At 58.9% G+C, this 17853-nt stretch carries 15 protein-coding genes and 1 pseudogene; 7 read left to right on the forward strand and 9 right to left on the reverse strand.

What is annotated here, in order from left to right:
- Positions 1-17: 17 nt before the first annotated feature.
- The 6 genes and pseudogenes from pgl to tkt all read right to left on the reverse strand — a co-directional run bounded on the left by pgl (position 18) and on the right by tkt (position 8226).
- Positions 18-785 (reverse strand): 6-phosphogluconolactonase, encoded by a 768-nt coding sequence (gene pgl / locus JOE65_RS08520; protein ID WP_205162792.1) that lies wholly within the window; start codon positions 783-785, stop codon positions 18-20.
- Positions 775-1717: pseudogene (locus JOE65_RS08525) on the reverse strand (glucose-6-phosphate dehydrogenase assembly protein OpcA). Before JOE65_RS08525 ends, pgl begins: the two are co-directional and overlap by 11 nt.
- A complete protein-coding gene (gene zwf / locus JOE65_RS08530) occupies positions 1714-3270 on the reverse strand; it encodes a glucose-6-phosphate dehydrogenase (protein ID WP_205162793.1) in 1557 nt (518 codons plus the stop codon). The pseudogene JOE65_RS08525 and the gene zwf overlap by 4 nt, the downstream one beginning before the upstream one ends.
- A gap of 3 nt (positions 3271-3273) precedes the next feature.
- On the reverse strand, positions 3274-4893 hold the full coding sequence (locus JOE65_RS08535; RefSeq protein WP_205162794.1) for a glucose-6-phosphate isomerase: 1620 nt from the start codon (positions 4891-4893) through the stop codon (positions 3274-3276).
- The gene (gene tal / locus JOE65_RS08540) at positions 4890-6008 is read right to left on the reverse strand and encodes a transaldolase (protein WP_205162795.1); all 1119 of its coding nucleotides are present in this window, start codon (positions 6006-6008) and stop codon (positions 4890-4892) included. The genes JOE65_RS08535 and tal overlap by 4 nt, the downstream gene beginning before the upstream one ends.
- 28 nt (positions 6009-6036) lie before the next feature.
- Positions 6037-8226 carry a transketolase gene (tkt, locus tag JOE65_RS08545; protein WP_205164100.1) on the reverse strand — a complete coding sequence of 730 codons (2190 nt, stop codon included), beginning with the start codon at positions 8224-8226 and terminating at the stop codon, positions 6037-6039.
- A 304-nt stretch (positions 8227-8530) separates the two neighbouring features.
- Between tkt and JOE65_RS08550 the strand changes: the two genes are divergently transcribed.
- Both JOE65_RS08550 and JOE65_RS08555 read left to right on the forward strand, forming a co-directional pair.
- Positions 8531-9478 carry a heme o synthase gene (locus JOE65_RS08550; protein ID WP_338021588.1) on the forward strand — a complete coding sequence of 316 codons (948 nt, stop codon included), beginning with the start codon at positions 8531-8533 and terminating at the stop codon, positions 9476-9478.
- Positions 9479-9517: 39 nt separating this feature from the next.
- A complete protein-coding gene (locus JOE65_RS08555; protein ID WP_205162796.1) occupies positions 9518-10408 on the forward strand; it encodes a dihydrodipicolinate synthase family protein in 891 nt (296 codons plus the stop codon).
- An 11-nt stretch (positions 10409-10419) separates the two neighbouring features.
- On the opposite strand, the gene JOE65_RS08560 is transcribed toward JOE65_RS08555, so the two are convergent.
- From JOE65_RS08560 to JOE65_RS08570, 3 genes are read right to left on the reverse strand one after another with little or no spacing between them, the layout of a single operon-like run.
- Positions 10420-11376, reverse strand: a complete 957-nt coding sequence (locus JOE65_RS08560) for a COX15/CtaA family protein (RefSeq protein WP_205162797.1) — start codon at positions 11374-11376, stop codon at positions 10420-10422.
- Positions 11377-11380: 4 nt separating this feature from the next.
- The gene (locus tag JOE65_RS08565; protein WP_338021589.1) at positions 11381-12124 is read right to left on the reverse strand and encodes an ABC transporter permease; all 744 of its coding nucleotides are present in this window, start codon (positions 12122-12124) and stop codon (positions 11381-11383) included.
- Positions 12121-13065: an ABC transporter ATP-binding protein gene (locus tag JOE65_RS08570; RefSeq protein ID WP_338021590.1), complete on the reverse strand. Its 945-nt coding sequence runs from the start codon at positions 13063-13065 to the stop codon at positions 12121-12123. The genes JOE65_RS08565 and JOE65_RS08570 overlap by 4 nt, the downstream gene beginning before the upstream one ends.
- A gap of 117 nt (positions 13066-13182) precedes the next feature.
- Here JOE65_RS08570 and JOE65_RS08575 point away from each other — a divergent pair, with 117 nt between their 5' ends.
- From JOE65_RS08575 to sufC, 5 genes are read left to right on the forward strand one after another with little or no spacing between them, the layout of a single operon-like run.
- Positions 13183-13914, forward strand: a complete 732-nt coding sequence (locus JOE65_RS08575) for a helix-turn-helix transcriptional regulator (protein ID WP_205162799.1) — start codon at positions 13183-13185, stop codon at positions 13912-13914.
- Positions 13914-15389, forward strand: a complete 1476-nt coding sequence (gene sufB / locus JOE65_RS08580; protein WP_205164103.1) for a Fe-S cluster assembly protein SufB — start codon at positions 13914-13916, stop codon at positions 15387-15389. The genes JOE65_RS08575 and sufB overlap by 1 nt, the downstream gene beginning before the upstream one ends.
- Positions 15390-15400: 11 nt before the next feature.
- Positions 15401-16648, forward strand: a complete 1248-nt coding sequence (gene sufD / locus JOE65_RS08585; RefSeq protein WP_420827499.1) for a Fe-S cluster assembly protein SufD — start codon at positions 15401-15403, stop codon at positions 16646-16648.
- 8 nt (positions 16649-16656) lie between these two features.
- Positions 16657-17019 (forward strand): non-heme iron oxygenase ferredoxin subunit, encoded by a 363-nt coding sequence (locus JOE65_RS08590; RefSeq protein ID WP_205162801.1) that lies wholly within the window; start codon positions 16657-16659, stop codon positions 17017-17019.
- Positions 17020-17071: 52 nt separating this feature from the next.
- Positions 17072-17827, forward strand: a complete 756-nt coding sequence (sufC, locus tag JOE65_RS08595) for a Fe-S cluster assembly ATPase SufC (protein WP_205162802.1) — start codon at positions 17072-17074, stop codon at positions 17825-17827.
- The last annotated feature ends 26 nt before the right edge of the window (positions 17828-17853 follow it).

The following is a 17853-nucleotide window of genomic DNA, read 5'->3' on the forward strand; positions in this document are numbered from 1 at the left end:
AAGAGACTGCTGAGGGGCTAGGGCAGGAGCGCCGTGGGCACTTGTGCCGCTGCCTGCCTGTCGATCATCCAGAGCGTTCGCCGAGTGCCACGCGCGCCGGCAGCTGGCACCTGAATCGGGGACGCTCCAGCGAGCGCCAGCCCAACTGCGCCAGCCTTGTTCTCACCTGCTACAGCCAGGACCACGTCGTCCGCTGAGGTGATGGTATCCAGTGTCAAAGAAACCCGTTCTGTAGGAGGCTTCGGCGAATCGCGCACGCCGACAACAGCGGTGCCTGTGACGCGGATCGCGCCAAGTTCGGGAAAGAGCGACGCTATGTGAGCGTCTGGACCAACACCCAGAAGCAAGACATCGAGGGTCGGTAATTCATCTTTTCCGGAACGACTAGCGTCTTTAATCAATTCAGCAGCATAGGAGGCAGCGGCCATATCGACGTCGTCGAAGGTACCTGTGGAGCCCATCGGATGGATCCGAGCAGGATCTAGCATTACGTGATCGAGCAGCGCCGCTTTTGCCTGCACGTGGTTGCGGTCTGGATGATCTGAAGGGAGGAAACGCTCATCACCCCACCATATGTTGACGCGGCGCCAGTCCACAGACCTGCACAACTCGTGTGAAGCGGTTTCTTGGAGAGCGGCGATACCCATCGACCCACCCGTCAGGACTAACGTCGCTTCGCCCCGCTCCCGCTGCACCTCATGCAATCTGATCAGTACGTGTCTGGCCACGGCCTGGGCCACATCGGTAGGGGATTCATGCAGACTGATCTCGGGTTCAGCGTTCACTGGTTCTCACACTCCTCAGATTGGTTCTGGCGAGGCCCTCGGTGATGACTTCACCGAAGACCTCATCGGGGTCAAGCCGGCGGAGTTCTTCTGCCAGACAGTCCTGCAAGCTTCGTCGTGGCAGCGATATCCGTTGAACATGCTGGCGTGGCTGATACAACTCAGCGACCGTGCGATTCGGGCGGCACAATTCAATGTCACCATTGCGTCGGGATAGCCTGACACTGCGGATACCAGAACCGTCTGGCCGGGCCGCGATGGTTACGGGAACTTTGAGTGCGAGTGTCAACCAAGCTGCGAGGAGGACAGTACTGGGGGAGTCGGACGCTCCTTCAACCGTTACGGCACTGACCTCGGTGGCATCGAGTTGGTCCATGACTGCGGCTAGCTGGATGCGCCAATTGGTGAGACGCGTCCACGCAAGGTCTGTGTCGCCGGCCGTATAAGTTTTCTGGAGTTGGAACAGTGCGCTTCGGGGATCTGGTTCGTTGGCGGCGTCGGTGATGCGCCGATGAGCAATAGCTCCGATCGAAGTGTGAGCTGCTGATTCGGGGGGCGCCGTGTGGCCACCATGCCACAATCGGCGCATCCGGAAGTAGCAGCGCGGATACGAGGGACTCGGTTTCCGCTGTCAGCTCGCCGGTCGCCGACAGAAGAACGACCTCAGACGCACCGGCGTCGCCACCTACGCGGATCTGGGCGTCCAGTTTCGTGGGTGCCTCGGTGTCGCCTGCAATGAGCACGATGATGCGGCAGGGGTGCTCACGGCTTGCGGCGTTCGCCGCAGCGATGGCTTCCTCTTCGTGACCGGCCCGGGTCAGGACCACGAGAGTCATGACTCGTCCAAGAGCTACCACGCCGCCCTGCTCCCGCATGGACACGATTTTCTTGGAGACCTTGGACGTTGTGGTGTTGGGGAGATCAACGATCATGGCCGCCTCCACGTCCTTCCGTCGCGTGCCAACAGCTCGTCAGCCGACGCCGGACCCCAACTGCCGGGAGTATACGGCTCGGGTTGCTCGTCCAGGCCAGCCCAGTATTCTTCGAAGGGATCGAGTATCTTCCATGACAGCTCAACTTCTTCGTGTCGTGGAAACAGCGGGGGCTCACCGAGAAGAACGTCGAGGATCAGCCGCTCGTAGGCTTCGGGGCTCGATTCTGTGAACGAATGTCCGTAACCGAAGTCCATGGTCACATCCCGGACCTCCATTTGGGTTCCCGGTACCTTTGATCCAAACCTGATGGTTGCTCCCTCGTCGGGTTGGACCCGGATAACGACGGCGTTTTGGCCGAAGTCGTCATCGCCATGGTCCCGGAAGAGCAGGTTCGGCGCACGTTTGAACACAACCGCGATCTCCGTCACCCGCCGCCCGAGACGCTTTCCGGCGCGAAGGTAAAACGGAACAGTTGCCCAACGCCGAGTGTTGATGTCCAGTCGCAGGGCAGCGAAAGTTTCGGTCTGAGAATGCGGGTTGAATCCCTCTTCATCGAGGAAGCCTGTGACGCTTTCTCCACCCTGCCAGCCACCAGTGTATTGACCGCGTGCCGAATGGCGAGAGAGGTCTTTGGGTAGCTTCACTGCAGCCAGGACCTTTTCCTTTTCAGCACGCAGATCGGTCGCGTTGAAGGAGATCGGCTCTTCCATGGCCGTGAGGGCCAGCAATTGCAGCAGGTGGTTCTGAATGACGTCGCGGGCGGCACCAACACCGTCGTAGTAACCGGCACGTCCGCCTATACCGATATCTTCGGCCATGGTGATCTGTACATGGTCCACGTAGTTGGAATTCCACAGCGGTTCGAAGAGCTGGTTCGCGAAACGGAGGGCAAGGATGTTCTGTACAGTTTCCTTGCCCAGGTAATGATCGATTCTGAATACCGAATCGGCCGGAAAAACTGACTCGACGATCCGGTTCAGCTCTCTGGCCGATGCCAGGTCGTGTCCGAAAGGTTTTTCAATCACGACGCGCCGCCACGGCTTGTCGCCCTCTGCTGCCGTGGGGGCCTCGGCCAGTCCGGAGGTGGAGAGTTGCTGACAGACCACCTCGAACGAATTCGGCGGGATGGACAAGTAGAAGGCGTGGTTTCCTTTGGTTCCCCGGACCGCGTCGAGTTCCTCCATGGTCTCTTTCAACCGGAGGTATGCTTCATCGTCGTCGAACTCTCCCTGAACAAACCGGATACCCTCAGCGAACTGTTCCCACACGGTTTCGTTGAACGGAGTCCGGGCGTACTGTCGGACACTTTCCTCGACCTGGGCAGAAAAATCAGCATCATCCCAGTCACGACGTCCAAATCCAACGAGGGCAAAACTCGGCGGCAGTAACCCACGGTTGGCCAGGTCGTAAATGGCGGGCAAGAGCTTCTTCCTGGCCAAGTCGCCAGTGACGCCAAAGAGGACCAGCGACGACGGCCCGGCAATGCGGTTGAGGCGACGGTCGCGCGGATCCCGGAGTGGGTTGCTCCGAGAAGCGGTGTTGTGGGGCATCGATTACTTTCTGACGTCAGAAATTCGGGTTACGGCACTTTGCAGTTGAGCCAATCCACGAGACCGGTCCAGCAGATGCAACCTGAGCACGGGGCGGTCGTGTTCGGCTAAAACTTGCGCATCTCCTGCCGCCTGTGCGGCTATGAGATCACCGAAACTGAATTCCCTGCCGGGGATCTTAAGGTCGGACGTTGTTTCTGCCGTGATCTGTAGGAAAACGCCCACTGACGGTCCGCCTTTATGGAACTGTCCGGTGGAGTGGAGGAACCTGGGACCCCAGCCGAAAGTGACTGGACGACCAGTGACGCGTGAGAGCTGTGACCGTATGGGCCCGAGGTGGTCGGCCTCCCGGTTCAGGTACGCCTGGATACTCAGGTATCCGTCTGGACCCAGAGTAGAGAATAGACTCTCGAGAGCTGCATCCAGGCTTTGTGGGTCATGGGTAATATCCTCGGTTCCGCGGACTTCGATGTCACCGAAGGTTGCGACCGCGGGCGACGGCTGGGGCTCCTGGTCCAATAATCCCCGCGCCGCTTTCTTGGCCGCTTCGACATCTGGCTGGTCAAACGGGTTGATGCCGAGTATCCGTCCGGCGACGACTGTTGCAAATTCCCAGAGCAGCAGCTGGCCACCGAGGCTGCCGGCTACCCATACTTCAGCGCCGTTGGGAGCAGCCTCTGCCTCCGGGGAGATCAGCCGAACCAGCTGTATGTCGTGGTCTGGGTCTAAGGTTTCGGGAGCACCGTGTTCGGCCACGACCGGCAGCAGTCCGGTGCCCGCCTTTCCCGTTGATTCGGCAATGAGCTGTTCAGCCCAGGAGGCGAATCCGTTCAATCCGGAGGACTCGTCCACAATGACGATCTTGTCACGTAGCGGATTGGTCCCGCCGAGGGCAGCACCGAGCCGCAGGCCCATATTTTCCGCTGAGTCCTCCGCCAAAATGCGGGCAGCTTCCTCGGCGTCATCCAACAACTGCCCAAGGTCTGCGCCCGCCAACCCCGAGGGCACTAGACCGAAAGCTGTCAGCGCGGAGTAGCGACCGCCGACGTTGGGGTTCGCGTTGAAGACCCGGCGGTATCCGTCCTCACGTGCCTGGTTGTCCAGAGCGGATCCGGCATCGGTCACGACGACGATCCGGGATGGGGCTGCGATGCCTGCGTCCGCGAATGCCTCGGCGAAGATGCGTAGCTGCGAATCTGTTTCCAGCGTTGAACCCGATTTCGACGAAACGATCATTGCTGTGCGCTGCAGGCCCCCTTCAAGGGCAGCGTGCACTTGCTCCGGGTCAGTGCTGTCCAGAACGGTCAGGGGCACCCCTACGGTGGAGGTGATCAACTCGGGGGCTAGCGACGAACCACCCATGCCAGCAAGAACAAATCGGTCCACGCCCTCAACCGCGAAACTTTCACGCAGATCGATGATCTCCTGGACAAGCGGACGGGACGAGCGCGCCAAATCAACCCAGTCCAACCGTTTTGAAGCCTCAGGTTCTGTTTCTGGCCCCCAAAGGGTGGCATCCTTTGCCATGATTCTGGAAGCGACGGAGTCTTCAACAAGCTTGGGCACGTAAGCGTTGATCGCGTCTTTGCCCGCGCCGGAAGCCTGAACGGAGAGAGACCTCATGCTGATTTTCCTGCCTTTCCCAACGCCTCGGTTACGGTCTGCAGCAGCTCGTCCCAGCTGGCCACAAACTTATCTACGCCTTCCCTCTCCAACTGGAGTACGACGTCGTTATAGGAGATCCCGAGCTGGTCCAGATCGTCTAGGAGTTTTCGTGAATCCTCGTAAGTTCCCTGAACGGTGTTGCCGGTAATATCCGCATGATCCGCCGTAGCCTGGAGGGTCTTCTCCGGCATGGTGTTGACCACGCCGTCAGCGACGAGTTCGGTGACGTACATGGTGTCCGGGTACGCCGGGTCCTTCACGCCCGTGGACGCCCACAGAGGTCGCTGAGGATGGGCTCCGGCGTCGGCTAGTGTCTTCCATCGTTCCGTGCGGAACTGCTCTTCATAGATCTGATAGGCAAGACGAGCATTGGCTATGCCGGCTTTACCACGGAGCGCAGTTGCCTCTGCAGTGCCCAGGGCCTCGAGGCGTTTATCGATCTCAGTGTCTACACGTGAGACGAAGAACGACGCGACGGAATGGATTTTCGCGAGATCGTGGCCGTTCTCTCCGGCTTTTTCCATCCCCAGCATGAACGCATTGATGACTGCTCGGTAGCGTTCCAGAGAGAAAATGAGCGTCACATTCACGCTGATGCCCTGTGCCATAGTTTCCGTGATGGCAGGAAGACCCTCTTCGGTAGCGGGGATCTTGATATGGACATTGGTGCGTTGAACCTTCGCGTGAAGGCGTTTCGCTTCTTCAATCGTTGCATCTGTCTGAGCCGACAGACGGGGGTCGACTTCAATCGAGACGCGCCCGTCAACGCCGTCTGACTGCTGGGCGGCCGCCGCGAAAATGTCACAGGCCTGGGCGACGTCATCGGTGGTGATGTTGAAAATTGCTTCATCCACGGACGCCCCAGCGTCAGCAAGCGCCTGAACCTGAGCGGCATAGGAGCCACCGTTCTTGAGGGCTGCCGCAAAAATGCTCGGGTTAGTGGTTACTCCTACAACATTCTGGTCCGCGATCAGCGATTCAAACTCGCCGGAATTGATCCTCTCGCGGGAGAGATCGTCCAGCCAGATGGACACGCCAGCATCGGAGAGCGCGCGGGTTGGGTTAGAAGTCATGAATGATTCTCCTTAAGTTGCGAAGGGACTATTTTTGATCGCCGGTTTCAGTGGAACGAGTTCCCGATGCCAAGGCAGGCGTCCCGGTGGGAGCCGCCGGTGCTTCGGTTACGGCTGCGAGAGAATCTTTGGCGGCTTCGAACACCGCGTCTGCTGTGATGCCAAACTCGTTGTAGAGAGTCTTGTAGTCCGCTGAGGCCCCGAAGTGCTCCAGTGAGACTGACCGACCTGCGTCGCCGACCAGTTCGCGCCAGCCAAGCGCCAGGCCAGCTTCGACCGAGACGCGGGCACGCACGGTGGGTGGGAGCACTTCCTGTCGGTAGGCCGCATCTTGACGGTTGAACCATTCCAGGCAGGGCATCGATACTACCCTTGTTGGGATGCCGTCAGCCTGGAGCCGATCCCGTGCTTCGACCGCGAGCTGTACTTCCGAGCCGGTGCCGATAAGGATTACTTCCGGCTCGCAATCACTGCCGTCGCGCTGCGCTTCGACCAGAATGTAGCCACCGCGCGACACGCCATCGATACTGGCGAAGGCGCCGTTCGCTGCGGGTCCGTTCCCTCTCTTGAAGGTCGGGACGTTCTGTCGGGTGAGGACAAGCCCCGCGGGATTCGACGTGTTTTCGAGGATGCCCCTCCAAGCCGCACTCACCTCGTTCGCGTCCGCTGGACGGACCACGTCCAGACCTGGAATGGCGCGCAGCGAAGCAAGCTGTTCAACCGGCTGGTGTGTTGGTCCGTCCTCGCCGAGCCCGATGGAGTCGTGCGTCCAGATGTATATTGCGGGAACACCCATGAGTGCGCCAAGACGAATCGCTGGACGCTGATAATCGCTGAAAATCAGGAATGTAGCGGAGAACGCTCTGGTGCTGCTGTGCATGACAATGCCGTTGACGATTGCGGCTGCGGCATGCTCGCGGATACCGAAGTGGAGAGTGCGACCATAGAGATCACCGTTCCACATCTGGGTTTGCTTTGATGCGGGAATGAACGAGGCATAGTTTTCAAAGGCCGTGTTTGTAGAACCGGCAAGATCGCATGATCCGCCCCACAGCTCGGGGAGGACATCGGCGACCGCATTGATGACTGCTCCTGAAGCTTTACGCGTAGCCACGGCCTTGCCGGCCTCAAAAGTGGGCAGCGAATCTTCCCAGCCCGTGGGCAGCTCTCGGGCGGCAATGCGCAAGAAGGACGCGGCCGCTTCAGGATTCGAGGACTTCCAGTCGTCGAAGCGTTGGTCCCATTCGGCGTGGACGGCGCGTCCGCGGTCCAGAGCTTCCCGGGTGTGGTTCAGGACTTCCTGATCGACGTCGAAGGTTGTCTCGGGGTTGAACCCGAGTTCATTCTTTACGGCTGCCACTTCGTCGGCACCGAGTGCGGAACCGTGGATCGCGCCCGTGTTCTTCTTGTTGGGGGCAGGCCACCCGATGATGGTCCGCAGGGCGATGATCGAAGGCTTCGACGTTTCAGCCTTCGCCGTCTTCAGCGCTCGGTAGAGCTCGTGTACGTCTTCGACATACTCACCGGTTTTAGTCCAATCAACGCGCTGGATATGCCAACCGTAAGATTCGTAGCGTCCCAGCACATCTTCGCTGAACGCCACATCGGTGTCGTCTTCGATGGAAATATGGTTCTGGTCATAGATCACCACGAGATTGCCGAGTTCTTGATGACCGGCAAGCGATGAAGCTTCGGCAGTGACGCCCTCCTGCAAGTCACCATCTGAAGCGATGACCCAGATGGTGTGATCGAAGGGGCTAGCTCCAGCCTCCGCGTTGGGATCAAAGAGGCCCTGTTGGCGGCGCTGCGCGAAAGCGAAGCCCACAGACGAGGCGAGGCCTTGCCCCAACGGTCCCGTGGTGATTTCCACGCCCCGAGTATGACGGTATTCCGGATGGCCCGGTGTCCTAGAGTCCCATGTCCGCAGCGACTTGAGATCTTCTATTTCCAAACCGTAACCCGAGAGAAATAACTGGATGTACAGCGTTAAAGAGGTGTGGCCAGGTGACAGGACGAAGCGGTCGCGTCCAGTCCACTCCGGGTTCGCGGGATCGTGTTTCATGACCTTTTGGAACAGAAGATACGCGGCAGGGGCGAGGCTCATGGCTGTGCCCGGATGGCCGTTGCCGACCTCTTCGACAGCGTCCGCGGCGAGGACCCTGATGGTGTCCACGGCGTGCTGATCAACTTCGGTCCACTTCAGTTCTTGCTCATCCAGCTGTGGCACGGAAACCGAGCCCCTCTCTGTCAGACGGCCTGCGGGGAAACGGCCAATGGAGCATTCCAGCCCATCACGGGCGCGGCCGTTCGGCAGTGAGTTCTATTCAGTTGCGAGCCCCTCCCACGGTGCGGGCGACCCCTGTTTCCACCTTATCCCGAATGGGGCTGACGTGTCGGTCTCCTCTGGGATTATGACCCAGCACAACTTGCGTCGACGGCATTCAACGTCAAGTTTTCTACGAGACGTAAAAGGGTATGATGTCTATGGACTGTAATCCCGGCCAGAACAGAGTGACACTTTCGTGAAAATCCAGCATGCTCCCCTCGAATCCTCGCTCGCGGAGCGTCGAATCGGTTTCGGACGCAAGGTCAAGGCTTATCTGGCCCTGACCAAGCCTCGGGTTATTGAGCTTCTACTGGTCACCACGCTTCCCACAATGATCTTCGCTCAGCGTAGTTTCCCGGATCCCCTTCTTGTTCTTGCCACCATGGTTGGGGGTGCGCTGGCTGCTGGAAGCGCTGGAGCGTTCAATTGCTACATCGACCGGGACATCGACAAAGTGATGCACCGTACGGAAAGACGTCCTCTCGTCACGGGTGAAGTGAGCCCTCGTGAAGCACTGGTGTTCTCATGGGTCCTCGCGTTCGCGTCCGTCGCCATTCTCTGGTTGGGCGCCAATGTGCTGACGGCGGCACTCGGCGCCGTGGCGATCTTCATGTACGTCGTGATTTACTCCCTGATCCTCAAACGCCGGACGTCCCAGAACATTGTGTGGGGCGGCGCAGCTGGATGCATGCCTGTGCTCATCGCTTGGGCAGCTGTGACTAACAGTGTCCAATGGCCAGCCGTCATCCTCTTCATGATCATCTTCCTGTGGACACCGCCGCACTACTGGCCGCTGTCCATGAAATACGGGGAGGACTACCGGAACGCCAACGTACCCATGCTCGGCGCCGTAGCGGGCGCACGGCTCGTCTCCGTTCAGGTGGTGCTCTACGGTTGGGCGATGGTGGCGTGTTCGCTACTTTTGATCCCGCTTGGCGGTGCGGGCTGGGTTTACACGGTGACTGCCGTGCTGGCGGGTCTGTGGTTCATGGTGGAATCCCACAAACTTTATGCCAAGGCGGGCCGGGAATCCGTAACAGGGACGGGGGCCATGAAGGTCTTTCACGCGTCCATAAGTTACTTGACCATCATCTTTGTTGCAGTAGCTGTGGACCCCTTCGTCGGTCAGGCGCTTTTCCCATAGTCCGTCACTGTCTGTCCGTGCTACAGCTACCATGGAGCCATGGATTTCAGCGGCGTCATTGCCTACCCGGTCACCCCTTTCACCCCCGACGGAGACATCAACGAGGTCGAGCTTAAACGGCTCATCGAATCGCTGGCAGTTACTGGCGTCGATTCCATCGTCGTGCTCGGCAGTTCGGGCAGTTTTGCTTACCTGAATCGCGTTGAACGAGAGTCCATCATCAGGGCATCGGTGGACGCTGCGTTCCTTGTAGCTCCCATGTTGCCCGTCTATGCCGGTGTAAGTGCTGTTGGCACCAGAGAAGTACTCGATCACGCCTCCGACGCTGAACGCGCTGGTGCCAAGGGCCTGGTGTTGTCAACGGCCTCATATGTACCTCTCACAGCAGAGGAAGTCGCTATGCAGTGCCGAACCGTCGCGCAGTCAACGACACTTCCGATCTGCCTCTATAACAACCCAGGCACCACGCAGTTCGATTTTCCGGTCGAACTCGTAGTGGAACTAGCCGCGTTGGACAATGTAGTGGCGTTGAAGGACCCGGGGGCAGATGGTGTGGTTTTCCGGCAGCGCGGCGAAACGTTGAAACGCATGATTGGGGAAAATTTCTGTCACGGTATGAGCGGTGATGCTGCGATCGTAGAGAACGGCGACCCGGAGATAGCCTGGCATGCTGGAGCGGCCGCCTTATTGCCCCGAATGTTCGTTGAATTACGTTCATCACTCATCGAGGGACGAGCCCAGGACGCAGCGGACGCTCGATCAAAACTGCAGCCCGTTCTGCGTCACCTCACTGAGCAGCGAAAGCTCAGCGGACTACACTCCCTTGCGCGGGCCTGCGGTTGGGATGCCGGTGATCCGCGGTTGCCGTTGCTTCCGGTGCCGGGGAGTCAGCACCGCGACATGGCCAGGCTGGTCGATCAGCTGGTTTAGGGGATGTGCAGCTATTTGGCCGTGGGGAATGTCTGTAAATATCCCGCTGACCGTTTCTGCAGACCGACATCCGCAACGTTTGTTGCGGATGCAAGAAGCAGAGCTGAGCCCAGCATATGGAGCCCCACTAAAAGTGCCGGAACCCCAGTGAAGTACTGCACATAGCCAATAATGGCTTGCAGCAGAAGCACTGTCGCCATAAGGTACAGGGCTGCTTGATAGCGACGGGATGCTCCTTGCCGCAGCGCGATAACGATCGCCGCGACGGTCGCCGCTATCAGGACGTAGACCGGCAGTACATGGATGCGAGAGATGAATTCAAGGCCCAGGCCGTTTCGTGGTGTTGCCGCGTCGCCAGCATGCGGTCCAGCTCCAGTCACGATGACACCGATGATGACGGCGGCGGCCGTCATCGCCACGATGATAATGGATAGCTGACGGAGTGTCTTTCCTGTTGGATGTGCTGTGTCTTTGGCCCCGCGACCCGTTCGTCCGTAAACTCGATTAACCAGCAATGTTGCGACGGCAACCAGCGCGATGGAGACAAGGAAGTGGAGCCCCACCACCCATGGGTTGAGTTTTGTCAGCACCGTGATTCCCCCAATGATTGCCTGGGCAGGGATACTGGCAAGGAGACCCAGCGCCAGCAAGAACAGATCTCGGCGCTCCCGCCGGATGTTCCACAGGAAGACCAGCATCAGGACCGCAACAGCCGCCAGCGCGAAGGTCAATGTCCTGTTACCGAACTCAATGAATCCGTGAATGCCCATTTCCGGGGTGTTGACCAGTGAATCCGAGGTGCACCGCGGCCAGGTGGGGCAGCCCAGTCCGCTGGCTGTAAGCCGGACCGCGCCACCTGTCACGATCAAGACCGTTTGACCGATGAGGGATGCAACTGCAAGGCGGCGGACCACCTTGTTGATCTTCGTCGGCAGCTTCGCGGTGAAGCGTTGGAGAGTAGATGTCATGGGATCAGCTCCATTTGAACCATTTGACGGCGGCGATAGATGCCGCTGCGGCCCAGACCACCAGTGTGATCATGGGAGATATTTCGAACGCTCCTTGGCCGAGAGCACCTCGGAGCGCTTCCCCCAGTGCCGAGGAAGGCAGAATTTCCACAAAAGGCTGCACCGATTGGGGTAATTCACTGGCAGGAATCAAAATTCCGCCGCCGGCTGCCAAAAGAATCCACAGGAGATTCGTGACGGCCAGCGTAGCTTCGGGACGAAAGGTTCCGGCCACCAGTAACCCGAGGGCGGTGAAGGCGGCTACTCCCAAGAGGAGAAGGAGGATTGCGACGGGTATTCCCTGCGGAAGGGGCCTCCATCCCATGACCCCTGCCACGACACTGATCGTGACCACCTGGACCACTAGTACACAGACCACTGCGAGCGCCTTGCCGAAGATGAGTCCGGTCTTACCCAGAGGTGTGGTGGAGAGGAATCTGAGGACCCCGTATCGGCGGTCGAAGCCTGTGGCTATTCCTTGTCCTGTGAACGCTGTTGACATCGCGCACAGCGCCAGCACTCCGGGGGTTGCCACGTTGATGCGGGTGTCACCGAGACCATCTAGTAGTGGAGTCACCGTCAACCCAATGAGAGCTAGCAGCGGCAGCACTATAGCTAGAACGAGTTGCTCTCCATTACGGAGCATGACTTTGGCTTCGTATCCACCGTGGACGAGTATCCGCCGCGCCAACGATGATGGAGCGTTCACGAAACAGTCCTTCCTGATAGGTCCAGAAAGACGTCCTCGAGGCTGCGGGGGACCATGCTGATCGAATGCGGGAGTACGTCCGCGGATTCCCATGCGGAAGTCAGAAGCGTCAACTGTGCAGTGGTTGTGATTCCCGTGACTGTGTAGCGTCCGGGTGTGTTTTCCGTCAGGGTCAATTCCGATGGCACCTCAAAGGTTAGCCCTTGTGGCGCTTCAAAAATGAGGTCACGCGGTGTTCCTTCGGTAGTCCCGGAGGTCAGTTCTGATACGGTGCCCTGCGCTACGGTTTTGCCGGCATCAATGATGTAAACGTAGTCTGCCAACCGTTGGGCATCCTCCATCAGATGGGTGGTCAGGATGATGCCGAGCCCCTTGGCCCGTTCCTCGACGATCAGATCGAAGACGACCTGTCTCGATTGAGGATCCAGTCCTGCGCTGGGTTCGTCCAGAAACAGTACTTCTGGATTGCCGACCAGCGCTGTTGCCAGTGCCAGACGCTGCTTCTGGCCACCGGAGAGCCGGCGAATACCAATATCGGCGAAACTGGTAATGCCGAGCCGGTCCGCCAGCTCATCGACCCGTCTGGGGGACCGGTACATTTTTGCAATGTGGCGCAGAAGGGGCATGGGCTTGGCGCCCGGCGGTAGCCCACCATCTTGTAGCATGATGCCTACGCGGCTTCTCAGGGACGGGCCGCCGTTATAAGGCCTCATCCCGAGAAGTTGGACTACACCTCCATCGGGGCGCTGCAGTCCCTGGGCGCACTCGAGGGTGGTGGTCTTGCCTGCACCGTTTGCGCCGAGAAGTGCTGTAACGGCACCGCGATTGGCGGTGAAATCCACCCCATTGAGCACGCGGACCATTTTTCCGTCGTGAGCGGAGACCGGCCCGAAGTCCTTGAGGAGACCTTCGATGCGCAGGCATGGATCGGTGGTAAGCACTTCGTTATTCTACGTCATGTAGTACGGCGCTAACGCGAATGCCGACCGTCGGCGGCGGATAGCCTTACCTTACTGGCGGAAAGGAATAAATTACGTCATTGTCGTGTTGTGTATTCCATGGAGAGGTTAGACGTACAGCCGAGTGAGGCGGAGGAGAGGACACGCGATCGCGTCCTCGCGACCGTTCTGGAAAGCGGACCTGTCAGTGCCGCAGACCTCGGCGCCTTATTAGGATTCACCCCAGCAGCTGTCCGACGTCACCTTGATGCCCTGGAGCGTCTTGATCTGATTGAGGTCAAGCCAGTGAAGGCAGCCCGGACTGGAGCTGGAAGACCAGCGCGTCGCTATGTCCTGAGCCGCAGTGGGCAGGCGCGGCTCGGCAACGACTACCTCGACATTGCTAGCGATGCATTGGCGGAATTGGTGCTGCTCGGCGGTCCCGTAGCCATCGAAGCCTTCGCCAAACGTCGCTTTGACGATATGGAAGCCAGATACCGCCCTATCGTGGAAGCCGCTGGAGCGTCCGTGGAAGCACGGGCCGTTGCCCTCGCAGGAGCGTTAAGCGAGGATGGATTCGTTGCCTCCACCGCTATGGTTGGACAGGAAACACCGCACAAGCCGGACATGCTGAGCGTGCAGTTATGCCAGGGCCATTGCCCTATCAGGGACCTCGCCAGCGAGTATCCCACATTTTGCGACAGCGAAACTGATGTCTTCGCCCGGCTTTTGGGCGTTGATGTTCGACGACTGTCGACGCTCGCCAGCGGCGGGCATGTTTGTACGACCCACATACCAGTGGGTCGGGCCAGAAAGCAGGAAGTATCCATCCATCAGCAAGAAAGGCCATGATGACGGATCAAATAGCTCGTGATGCAGCTGCTCCGGAGGTCAAGGGCGATAGTGTCACGCCAGACATCCTCGAGCGGAACCCAGAACTTGAGGGAATCGGAACCTACGAATACGGCTGGGCCGACTCAGACGTGGCCGGATCCTCGGCACGTCGTGGTCTGAGCGAGGACGTCGTGCGCGACATCTCTGCCAAGAAGAGCGAAGCGCAATGGATGCTCGATCTTCGGCTCAAGGGTCTTAAATACTTTGACCGCAAACCGATGCCAACCTGGGGCGCGGACCTCTCCGGCATCGACTTCGACAACATCAAGTACTTTGTTCGCTCCACCGAGAAGCAGGCCACCACATGGGAGGACCTGCCGGACGACATCAAGAACACTTACGAGCGGTTGGGCATCCCTGAAGCGGAGCGCAACAGCTTGGTTTCGGGTGTCGCGGCTCAGTACGAATCCGAGGTCGTTTACCACCAGATCAACGAGGGACTTGAGCGCCAGGGCGTCATTTTCATGGACACCGACACTGCGCTGCGGGAACACCCAGAGTTTTTCGAAGAGTACTTCGGGTCCGTGATCCCGGTCGGGGACAACAAGTTCGCATCGCTTAACACTGCGGTATGGTCTGGCGGATCCTTTGTGTATGTCCCCAAGGGCGTTCACGTCGAGATCCCGCTGCAGGCATATTTCCGTATCAACACGGAGAACATGGGTCAGTTCGAGCGCACGCTCATCATTGCCGACGAGGACTCCTATGTTCACTACATCGAGGGTTGCACGGCGCCGATCTATTCATCGGACTCCCTGCACTCGGCTGTCGTGGAGATCATCTGTAAAAAGGGTGCGAGGGTTCGCTACACCACGATCCAGAACTGGTCGAACAACGTTTACAACCTGGTGACCAAGCGCGCTATCTGCCACGAAGGCGCCACGATGGAATGGATCGATGGGAACATCGGATCCAAGGTCACCATGAAGTACCCGGCCGTGTACCTCGTTGGTGAGCACGCGAAGGGCGAAACCCTCTCGATTGCATTTGCCGGTGAGGGGCAGCATCAGGACACGGGGTCGAAAATGGTGCATATTGCACCGAACACGAAGTCCTCGATCGTCTCAAAGTCTGTTGCTCGAGGCGGCGGTCGGTCTGCCTACCGCGGCTTGGTTCAGATCAGGGAAGGTGCCAAGCACTCGGCGAACACCGTCCGATGCGATGCGTTGCTCGTTGACACCATTTCCCGTTCGGACACTTACCCCTACGTGGACATCCGTGAGGATGACGTCACCATGGGGCACGAGGCCACCGTCTCGCGGGTCAGCGAGGAGCAGCTGTTTTATCTACAGTCGCGCGGTATGCCCGAGGACGAGGCCATGGCCATGATCGTTCGCGGATTCATCGAGCCGATCTCTCGCGAACTGCCGATGGAATACGCCTTGGAACTGAACCGCCTCATTGAAATGCAGATGGAAGGGGCCGTGGGCTAGGAATGGCTGACATGACTGACGTAAAAACTGAAGACAAGATCGCCATTGATGGATTCACGGAAGAAGGCGAAAATCTTTCGTCCATCAATGAGGGTTCCGAGCAGCTGGGCATGAAGAAGCACAGTCACGGTGATGCACCGGTCGTACCGGAAGCTTCTCGTGGCGAGCGGCGGACGTCCTTCAAACTGGAGGATTTCGCCCCACTGACGGGACGCGAAGAAGATTGGCGGTTCACCCCGTTGAAACGTCTGCGTGGTCTCCACACAGACGAACTCACCGGTTCCGGGCCCAGCATCAATGTAACGGCCGGTAGCTCAGTGACGGTTGAAACTGTCGGAGCGGATGATTCCCGCCGGGGCCGAGCCTTTGTGCCGGATGACCGTGTTGCTGCGGCGGCATGGGAAGCAGTCCGGGAAGTGACAGTGATAACCATTCCGGACGAGACATCCTTGGATGCCGAAGTAACTGTGGCGATCACCGGTACGGACCGGGCCGCTTCGGCTCAGCACATCATCATCGATTCGGGGAAGTTTTCCCGCGCTGTCGTTGTCTTGGACCACCAGGGCACCACGACGCTGGCCCAGAACGTCGAGGTCATCGTCGGTGAAAGTTCACACCTCACTGTCGTGTCCATCCAGGAATGGGACGACGACGCTGTTCACGCTTCCGCTCAGCAGGCCAGGGTGGGACGTGATGCACACTACAAGCACGTTGCGGTCAACCTTGGTGGAGACCTGGTGCGGCTGACGCCGTCCTCGCGCTTCGATGCTCCTGGCGGAAACGTAGAGATGTATGGGCTTTATTTCGCTGATGCTGGCCAGCACTTCGAACAACGCCTTCTGGTGGACCATGCAGTGCCGAAATGTAAGTCCCGTGTGACCTACAAGGGTGCGCTGCAGGGACGCGGAGCTCACACCGTTTGGGTTGGCGATGTCCTGATTCGTAAGGAAGCTGAAGGTACGGACTCCTACGAGACCAACCGCAACCTGGTCCTGACCGACGGGGCGCGTGCCGATTCCGTGCCAAACCTTGAAATTGAAACTGGCTTGATCGAAGGGGCCGGGCACGCCAGCGCAACCGGTCGTTTCGATGATGAGCAGCTGTTCTACTTCATGGCTCGGGGCATCCCGGAGGACGTTGCCCGACGTTTGGTCGTGCGTGGATTCCTCAACGAAATCATCCAGCAAATCGGGGTCCCGGCCATCGAGGAGCGGTTGAGCGAGGCTGTTGAGCGTGAGCTCTCAGCAGGGAACCTCTAGGCGCGACCATGGCAGAAGAAACGCCAGGCGGCGAGCTCATCTGCAGTGTTGATGACATCTCGGTCAAGCAGGCGCTCAGGGTACTCATCGACGACTATCCGATCGTCGTAGTCAAGGATTCGCAGGGCGTTATCCACGCTTTGGGGGATACCTGCTCGCATGCAGATATCTCGCTCTCAGAGGGCGATGTTGAAGGTGAATCGATCGAATGCTGGGGACATGGTTCCCAATTCGATCTACGTAACGGCCAGCCGCTGCAGCTCCCTGCCTACGAGCCGGTACCCGTCTTCGCCGTGGAAATTCGCGGCAACGAAGTATACGTCGATGTCACGAATGTGACCAACGGGGCTTCGGCTCCGGACCTGGCCTGAAGAACTTACTCACGAATGACGGCACCTTTCGGGTGCGAAGGAGAAATGGCAAATGTCGACCCTTGAAATTAAGGACTTGCACGTCAGCATCACGACGGAGCAGGGCACCAAACAGATTCTGAAAGGCGTAAGCCTCACTATCAACACCGGTGAGAGCCACGCCATCATGGGCCCGAACGGTTCCGGAAAGTCCACACTGGCTTCCACGATTGCCGGTCATCCCCGTTACACGGTGGACAGCGGCTCCATTACGCTCGACGGCGAGAACGTTCTTGAAATGACTGTCGACCAGCGTGCGCGTGGCGGATTGTTCCTGGCCATGCAGTACCCGGTTGAAGTCCCAGGCGTCACCATGACGAACTTCCTGCGGACGGCAAAGACCGCCCTAGATGGTGAAGCCCCCAGCCTGCGTCACTGGACCAAGGACGTAAAAGCTGCCATGGGCGAACTGCGCATTGACTCAGACTTCGCGCAGCGTAACGTCAACGAGGGCTTCTCCGGCGGCGAGAAAAAGCGTGTGGAGATTCTGCAGTTGGAGTTGTTCAAACCCAAGTTTGCGATCTTGGATGAAACCGATTCGGGGCTTGACGTGGATGCACTGAAGGTAGTTTCTGAAGGGGTGAACCGGGTGCACAGCCAGGGCCAGATGGGTACTGTGCTGATCACGCATTACACTCGTATTCTGCGCTACATCAAGCCCGACTTTGTCCACGTGTTCATTGATGGTCGCATTGCTGAGCAGGGCGGCCCCGAGCTTGCCGACCGTCTAGAAGAAGAAGGCTACGACCGTTTCATGGTTCCGGCCTGATACCGGCCGCAGACTACCCAAGAGCG

It is taken from the genome of Arthrobacter roseus (assembly GCF_016907875.1).
GTDB lineage: Bacteria > Actinomycetota > Actinomycetes > Actinomycetales > Micrococcaceae > Arthrobacter_J > Arthrobacter_J roseus.

Excerpts from the sequence above, each read along its gene's own strand:
- zwf (WP_205162793.1), bottom strand. The coding sequence starts at position 3,270 with ATGCCCCACAACACCGCTTCTCGGAGCAACCCACTCCGGGATCCGCGC.
- sufC (WP_205162802.1), top strand. The coding sequence starts at position 17,072 with ATGTCGACCCTTGAAATTAAGGACTTGCACGTCAGCATCACGACGGAG.
- sufD (WP_420827499.1), top strand. The coding sequence starts at position 15,401 with ATGACTGACGTAAAAACTGAAGACAAGATCGCCATTGATGGATTCACG.
- JOE65_RS08535 (WP_205162794.1), bottom strand. The coding sequence starts at position 4,893 with ATGAGGTCTCTCTCCGTTCAGGCTTCCGGCGCGGGCAAAGACGCGATC.
- JOE65_RS08575 (WP_205162799.1), top strand. The coding sequence starts at position 13,183 with ATGGAGAGGTTAGACGTACAGCCGAGTGAGGCGGAGGAGAGGACACGC.
- JOE65_RS08560 (WP_205162797.1), bottom strand. The coding sequence starts at position 11,376 with ATGACATCTACTCTCCAACGCTTCACCGCGAAGCTGCCGACGAAGATC.
- JOE65_RS08555 (WP_205162796.1), top strand. The coding sequence starts at position 9,518 with ATGGATTTCAGCGGCGTCATTGCCTACCCGGTCACCCCTTTCACCCCC.
- tal (WP_205162795.1), bottom strand. The coding sequence starts at position 6,008 with ATGACTTCTAACCCAACCCGCGCGCTCTCCGATGCTGGCGTGTCCATC.
- sufB (WP_205164103.1), top strand. The coding sequence starts at position 13,914 with ATGACGGATCAAATAGCTCGTGATGCAGCTGCTCCGGAGGTCAAGGGC.
- JOE65_RS08590 (WP_205162801.1), top strand. The coding sequence starts at position 16,657 with ATGGCAGAAGAAACGCCAGGCGGCGAGCTCATCTGCAGTGTTGATGAC.